This is a genomic window from Dysosmobacter sp. HCP28S3_G4 (genome assembly GCF_052065175.1).
Taxonomy (GTDB): Bacteria; Bacillota; Clostridia; order Oscillospirales; family Oscillospiraceae; genus Oscillibacter.
In genome coordinates this window covers 64245-70707 of the sequence record NZ_JBQHUP010000008.1, presented here as the reverse complement: position 1 = coordinate 70707, position 6463 = coordinate 64245, and the positions used below count along the sequence as shown (strand labels likewise).

At 66.6% G+C, this 6463-nt stretch carries 8 protein-coding genes; 7 read left to right on the top strand and 1 reads right to left on the bottom strand.

From position 1 onward, the window contains the following. Window positions 1–183: hypothetical protein (locus tag ACTNBU_RS03610; protein WP_441030820.1), on the top strand; the 183-nt coding region annotated here is incomplete at its 5' end. On the opposite strand, the gene ACTNBU_RS03605 is transcribed toward ACTNBU_RS03610, so the two are convergent. Beyond that, window positions 163–816, bottom strand: a complete 654-nt coding sequence (locus tag ACTNBU_RS03605; RefSeq protein WP_441030819.1) for an HAD family hydrolase — start codon at window positions 814–816, stop codon at window positions 163–165. The genes ACTNBU_RS03610 and ACTNBU_RS03605 overlap by 21 nt on opposite strands. Before the next feature lie 166 nt (window positions 817–982). Here ACTNBU_RS03605 and thpR point away from each other — a divergent pair, with 166 nt between their 5' ends. The 6 genes from thpR to cobA are packed head-to-tail and all read left to right on the top strand — an operon-like array spanning window position 983 to window position 6346. Further along, window positions 983–1486, top strand: a complete 504-nt coding sequence (gene thpR / locus ACTNBU_RS03600; RefSeq protein WP_441030816.1) for an RNA 2',3'-cyclic phosphodiesterase — start codon at window positions 983–985, stop codon at window positions 1484–1486. A gap of 39 nt (window positions 1487–1525) precedes the next feature. Beyond that, the gene (locus ACTNBU_RS03595; protein ID WP_441030814.1) at window positions 1526–2476 is read left to right on the top strand and encodes an ABC transporter substrate-binding protein; all 951 of its coding nucleotides are present in this window, start codon (window positions 1526–1528) and stop codon (window positions 2474–2476) included. Beyond that, the gene (locus tag ACTNBU_RS03590) at window positions 2436–3464 is read left to right on the top strand and encodes a FecCD family ABC transporter permease (RefSeq protein WP_441030812.1); all 1029 of its coding nucleotides are present in this window, start codon (window positions 2436–2438) and stop codon (window positions 3462–3464) included. The genes ACTNBU_RS03595 and ACTNBU_RS03590 overlap by 41 nt, the downstream gene beginning before the upstream one ends. Next, a complete protein-coding gene (locus ACTNBU_RS03585) occupies window positions 3457–4212 on the top strand; it encodes an ABC transporter ATP-binding protein (RefSeq protein WP_441030810.1) in 756 nt (251 codons plus the stop codon). The genes ACTNBU_RS03590 and ACTNBU_RS03585 overlap by 8 nt, the downstream gene beginning before the upstream one ends. A gap of 9 nt (window positions 4213–4221) precedes the next feature. Next, window positions 4222–4851, top strand: coding sequence for a precorrin-2 dehydrogenase/sirohydrochlorin ferrochelatase family protein (locus tag ACTNBU_RS03580; protein ID WP_441030808.1), 630 nt, complete (start codon window positions 4222–4224; stop codon window positions 4849–4851). Next, window positions 4844–6346, top strand: coding sequence for a uroporphyrinogen-III C-methyltransferase (gene cobA, locus ACTNBU_RS03575; RefSeq protein WP_441030806.1), 1503 nt, complete (start codon window positions 4844–4846; stop codon window positions 6344–6346). The genes ACTNBU_RS03580 and cobA overlap by 8 nt, the downstream gene beginning before the upstream one ends. Window positions 6347–6463: the final 117 nt, after the last annotated feature.

Genomic DNA, 6463 nt, shown 5'->3' with positions numbered 1-6463 from the left:
AAAAAATGGCAAGGTGGAAATGGAATGACTCTGCCCATTTCCTATTTTCGATTCTATTTTCCCGAATATGTGCTGAAAACCCGGTTGCCGCCTAATTGCGCAACCGGGTTTTTCGACAGCCTGCGCCCGGGCGCGCAGCGCCCGGGCTTTCCTTTTGCCGGTTTATTCGCAGTCGGTCTTTAGCCAGTCCCCGTAGGAGGAGATGTAGTAATCCGCCAGACGGCGGATCTCCGGCTGGTCCTCCTCCGCAGAGGGATCGTACACCGCCGCCACCCGGAACCCGGCGGACTTGGCGGTCTGGATGGCGTGGAACGCGTCCTCGAACACCACGCATTCCTCCTTCCGGCACCGCAGCCGGGTGAGACACTTCTCGAAGATCACCGGGCTCTCCTTCCCTACACCGGCCTCTGTGCAGGTCATGATGCCCCGAAAGTAGTCCAGCAGCCCCGTGTGGCGGAGGGCGGCCTCCGCCTGGGTCCGATCCGTGGCGGTGGCCACATACATCCAGACGCCCTCCATTTTCAGCAGGGACAGAAACTTCTCTACATCTGGCTTAGGACGGACCTCGCTGGTGTAAAAGTGGTTCACCCGGTCATGGGTCATGTCCACCAGCTCCTGCTCTGACTGGGGGAGGTGATACCGCTCCCGGAAATACCGGGCGCACTCTCGCACCGTCATGACCTTCACCCTATCCTCGGTGTCCGGGTCCGGCTCCACGCCCATGTCACGCAGGAACCGGGTGCCGAAGTGGTCCCAGATGTGCATGGAGTCCAGCAGCGTGCCGTCCATATCGAAAATCGCGCCTTGCAGCCGCATAGCAATGCTCTCCTTTGCAATTGCCAGGTGGCGGAACGCGCCGCATCTGACAATAAAATCCGTTTGCCATCATTGTAGCACGATGGTAGAATGGACGCAAGAACAACGGACCGCCGTTTTCCCCGCATCCGGAGACGGAAAACATCGTCCGGAAGGAGGGCTGTCCATGCGGCTGTTTATCGCCATCCGGCTTTCCCGGCCCCTCGTGGAGACGCTGAAGCAGGCTCAGCGGGATATGCGGCACCAGGGCGCCGAAGGAAACTTCTCCAGAGAGGAGAATCTGCACCTGACGCTGGCCTTCCTGGGAGAGACGGAGGACGCGGCGGGGGCGCTGTCGGCCATGGAGGAGGTCTCCGGGGGCGGCGCGATCCGGCTGGCCGTCTCCGGCGTGGGACGGTTCGGCGATCTGTGGTGGGCGGGCGTCGAGGAAAATCTCCGCCTGAAGACGGCGGCGGAGAATTTGCAGAGCGCCCTGCGCCGCCGGGGCTTTTCCATCGAAAAGCGGGCGTTCCGGCCCCATGTGACCCTGGCCCGGCAGGTGCGGAGCCCAGGGCCTCTGCGGCTGTCCGTCCCCCGGCGGGAGATGACCGCCGCCGGAATGTCGCTGATGAAGTCGGAGCGCATCGGCGGAAAGCTGACCTATACGGAGATCGGCTATGTGCCCTTCTGACCGGACAGGAAAACAAGACGATACAAGGAGAACGATTCTGTGAAAAAGTGGTTCCATATCCTGCTGTGCGGCGCAATGCTGCTGACAATGGCCGCCTGCGGGGCGGCGGAAGAGACGGTTGCCGCCCCCCCGGCCCCGGAGGGCGTCACCTTCACCGACGATCTGGGCCGGGAACTCACCGTCGCGCCGCCGGAGCGGACGGCGGTTCTGATCGGCAGCTTTGCCGATATCTGGTGTCTGGCCGGGGGAAACGAGACCCTGGTGGCGGCGGCGGACGACACCTGGACCAGCTTCGACCTGGACCTGGGGCCGGAGGTGGCCAATCTGGGCGGCGTCAAGGAGACCAACATGGAGGCGCTGCTGGCGGCGGACCCGGACCTGGTGCTGGCCAGCTCCAACACCGCCGCCAACGTGGAGCTGCTGGAGACCTTCGAGAAAATGGAGATCCCCGTGGCCTACTTCAACGTCAGCTCCTTCGATGACTATCTCCGGATGCTGGACATCTGCACCCGGCTCACCGGTCATACGGAGAATTATCAGACGTACGGCACGGAGGTGCAGGCCCAGGTGGAGGCCGCGAAAGAACGGGTCACGGGCCAGGCGCCCACTGTTCTCTACGTGCGGGCCACCGGCGTCAGCTGCAAGGTGAAGAACAGCCGGGACAGTGTGCTGGGCGAGATGCTGGCGGAGCTGGGCTGCATCAACATCGCCGACAGCGAGGACAGTCTGCTGGAGAATCTCAGCATGGAGACCATCGTGGCGGCGGACCCGGATTTCATCTTCGCGGTGCTTCAGGGCAGCGACACCGGTCCCGCCCAGGCCATGCTGGAGGCGGAGCTGCTGTCCAATCCCGCCTGGAACGGCCTCACCGCCGTCCGGGAGGGCCGGTATCACATTATGGACAGCAGGTTGTACAACCTGAAGCCCAACGCGCGCTGGGGGGAAGCATATGAAAAACTGGCGGACATCCTGTATCCGGCAGACAAGTAAACACCCGGGGCTGGTGCTGCTGGCGCTGGCAGCGCTGGTGGTGCTGCTGGCGGGACTGAGCCTGTGCCTGGGTGCGGAGAAGGCCGGTCCGCTGGAGGCCCTCCGGGCGCTGCTGGCGGGAGACGTCCGGAACCCGGCGTACCGCATCCTGCGATACATCCGGCTGCCCCGGACCTGCGGCGCCCTGCTGGCGGGGGCGGCGCTGGCGGTGTCCGGCGCCATCATCCAGGCGGTACTGGCCAATCCGCTGGCGGCGCCCAACATCATCGGCGTCAACGCCGGGGCAGGGCTGCTGACGGCGCTGTGCTGCGCCCTATTTCCCGCCGCCGTGGGGCTGGTGCCCCTGGCAGCGTTTCTGGGGGCCTTTTGCAGCGTGGGACTGGTGCTGTTCATCGCGGAGCGCACCGGGGCGTCCCGGATGACGCTGGTGCTGGCGGGTGTGGCGGTGTCCAGCGTGTTCAGCGCCGGCGTGGACGCGGTGGTGACGCTGATCCCCGACGCCCTCACCGGCTATTCGGATTTCCGGGTGGGCGGACTGACCAACGTGCCCATGAGCCGCCTGATCCCGGCGGCGTGGGTGATCCTGCTGTGTCTGGCCCTGGCCATGACGCTGCACAATGAGCTGGACGTGCTGGCCTTGGGGGCCGACACCGCCCGGAGCCTGGGCCTGCCGGTGAAGGCGGTGCGGCTGGGGATGCTGGCATTGGCCGCCGCCCTGGCGGGGGCCGCGGTGAGTTTCTCCGGCCTGCTGGGCTTTGTGGGACTCATCGTGCCCCATATCATGCGGCGGCTGGTGGGCGGAGAGAGCGGACGGCTGCTGCTCGCCGCCGCCCTGGGGGGCGCCGCCCTGTTGACAGGCTGCGACCTGCTGGCAAGGGTGCTGTTCGCCCCCTATGAGCTGCCGGTGGGCATTGTGCTGTCCTTTGTGGGCGGGCCATTCTTTATCTGGCTGCTGCTGCGGCAGAGAGGGGGGCGCATCCATGATTGAGCTGCGGAGCCTGACAGTGGGCTATCCCGGCCGGGCGGTGCTGTCCGGCGTGGATCTGGAATTCCGGCCGGGAGAGGTGCTGGTCCTGGTGGGACCCAACGGCTGCGGCAAGTCCACGCTGCTGAAGACCGTGCCGGGTCTGCTGCCGAAGCTGGACGGGGACATTCTGGTAGACGGCGCTCCGGCGGAGACCCTGACCCGGCGGCAGCTGGCCCGGAAGATCGCCTATCTGGCCCAGTCCCGGAACGTGCCCAGCATCACCGCCCGGCGGATGGTGCTCCACGGCCGCTTCCCCTATCTGGGCTATCCCCGGAAATACCGGCCGGAGGACTACGCGGCGGCGGAACAGGCCCTCCGAGCCGTGGACGCTCTGGACCTGGCAGGGCTGGACGTCCAGACCCTCAGCGGCGGTCAGCGACAGCGGGTGTATCTGGCCATGGCCCTGGCCCAGGACACGGAGACCATTCTCATGGACGAGCCCACCACCTATCTGGACGTCCGCCATCAGCTGGAGGTCATGGAGACGACCCGGCGGCTGGCCGGGCAGGGCCGGGCGGTGGTGCTGGTGCTCCATGACCTGTGTCTGGCCCTGCGGACGGCGGACCGGGTGGCGGTGCTGTGGGACGGCGCTCTGCGGCAGACCGGCACCCCGGAGGAGATCTTCTCCGGCGGCGTGCTGGACCGGGCCTTCGGCATCCGGCTTTGCCGGATGGAGACCAGCGGCGGCTGGCAGTATTATTACGGGTAGGTGAGCGGCATGGCGTATTTTCCCTTTTTCATTGATATTGCCGGACAGCCCGGACTGATCATCGGCGGCGGCATCGTGGCTCTGCGGAAGGTGGAAAAACTGCTGCCCTACGGGCCGTCCCTCACGGTGGTTTCCCCCAATTTCTGCCCGGAGCTGGCGGAAATGGGGAACATTTCCCGGATTTGCCGGGAGTTTTCTCCACAGGATGTGGAAAACCGGACCTTCGTCATCGCCGCGTCGGACGACCGGGCGGTGAACCGTCAGGCGGCGGAGTTGTGCCGCGTCCGGGGCATTCCCGTCAACGCGGTGGATGACCGGGAGGCATGTACCTTTTTGTTCCCCGCCCTGGTACGGCGGGGGGAGCTGTCCGTGGGCATCTCCACCGGCGGGGCCAGCCCCACGGCGGCCATCTGGCTGAAGGAGCGAATCGGCGAACTGCTGCCGGAGAACTTCGGGGAGCTGCTGGACTGGCTGGACAGTCTCCGGGACCGGGTCCGGCGGGAGGTACCGGAGGAGCGGGACCGGAAGCGGGTGTTTCAGGCGCTGTTCGCCCGGTGCATGGCGTCGGGCGCTCCCTGCGGCGAGGAAGAACTCCGGGCACTGCTGGCGGACGCCGGAAAGGAGCGGGAGCATGGGTAAGAAATCAGGTTCCGTGGCGCTGGTGGGCGCCGGCTGCGGCGGACTGGACTGGCTGACGGTGCGGGGACTTCACCTGCTGCGGCGCTGCGACGCGGTGGTCTATGACGATCTTATCGGCGGCGATATTCTGGGCGAGGCTCCGGAGACCGCGGAGCGGTACTATATGGGCAAGCGCAGCGGAAAGCACTCTGCCGCCCAGGAGGAAATCACCGCCGCGCTGATCCGTCTGGCGAAGCAGGGAAAGACTGTGGTGAGGCTGAAGGGCGGCGACCCCTTCGTCTTCGGACGGGGCGGCGAGGAGCTGCTGGCGCTGGAAAAAGCGGGCATTCCCTGGGAGGTGGTACCGGGCATCTCCTCCGCCATCGCCATCCCCGGCGCGGCGGGCATTCCGGTGACCCACCGGCAGATGAGCCGCAGCGTCCACATCGTCACCGGCCACACTGCGGCGGCCGGCTTGCCCGCGGATCTGGAGGAAGCGGCCCGCTGCGGCGGGACGCTGGTGATCCTCATGGGCCTGGGGAATCTGGAGACCATCACGGCGCGGCTGATGGCGGCGGGAAAGGCACCGGAGACCCCGGCGGCGGTGGTGTCCGGCGGCAACAGCCGCCATCCGGCCACGGTGCGGGGGACGCTGGCGGACATCGGGGAGCGGACCCGGACCGCCGGTGTGGAGGCTCCCGCCGTCATTGTGGTGGGGGAGACGGCGGCGCTGGACCTCTCCCCCGCCCCGGCCCGGCCCCTGGAGGGCATCCGGGTGGGTCTCACCGGAACGGCGGCCATGGCGGACAAGCTCCGTATTGCCCTGCGGGAGCAGGGGGCGTCGGTCTGCCAGGTGGAGAAGTCCGTGGTGGAGCCGCTGGACGCGGATTTCGACTGGGAGCGCCTGGCCGACGGACGGCGGCGCTGGATCGTCCTCACCAGCGGAAACGGCGTCCGGCTGCTGTTTGACCACCTCCGGGATGCGGGGGTCGATCTGCGGCGGCTGTACTGCTGCCGGTTTGCCGTCATCGGCGCCGCCACCGGCGCGGCGCTGGAGCGGTGTGGCATCCTGCCGGACCTGTGCCCGGAGGAGTACACCAGCCGGGGACTGGGGGAGGCCCTGTGCCGCAGCGCGGAGCCGGATGAGGAGATCCTGCTGTTCCGCTCCGACAAGGCCAGTCCCGTACTGGGGGAACTGCTCCGGGAGCGGGGCCTTCTGTATCGGGAGATCCCCCTGTACACCCTCCGGGCAGATGCCTCCGCGGCGGACCAGAGCCGGGAGCAGCTGCCGGAGCTGGACTATCTGGTGTTCTCCAGCGCCGGGGGCGTGGAGCTGTTTTACGACACCGTGGGTCCGGTGCCGGAGGGACCGGTCTGCGTCTGCATCGGCCCGGTGACGGCAGCGGCCCTGGAGAAACGGCTGGACCGCCCCTTCCTGACATCGCCGGATATCTCCGCAGGAGGTATCGTGGAGACCATTCTGGCGGCGGAGCGGGCGAAGACGGAGGACAGATGAGAGATCGCCTATAAAATTCCATAAAGCATCCGGCGGCATCCGGGGAAAAATGAGTAAATTTACACGATTTTTGCAAGTTTTCTCGAAGGGGCGGTTGACAGACAATCGCCCTGGTGA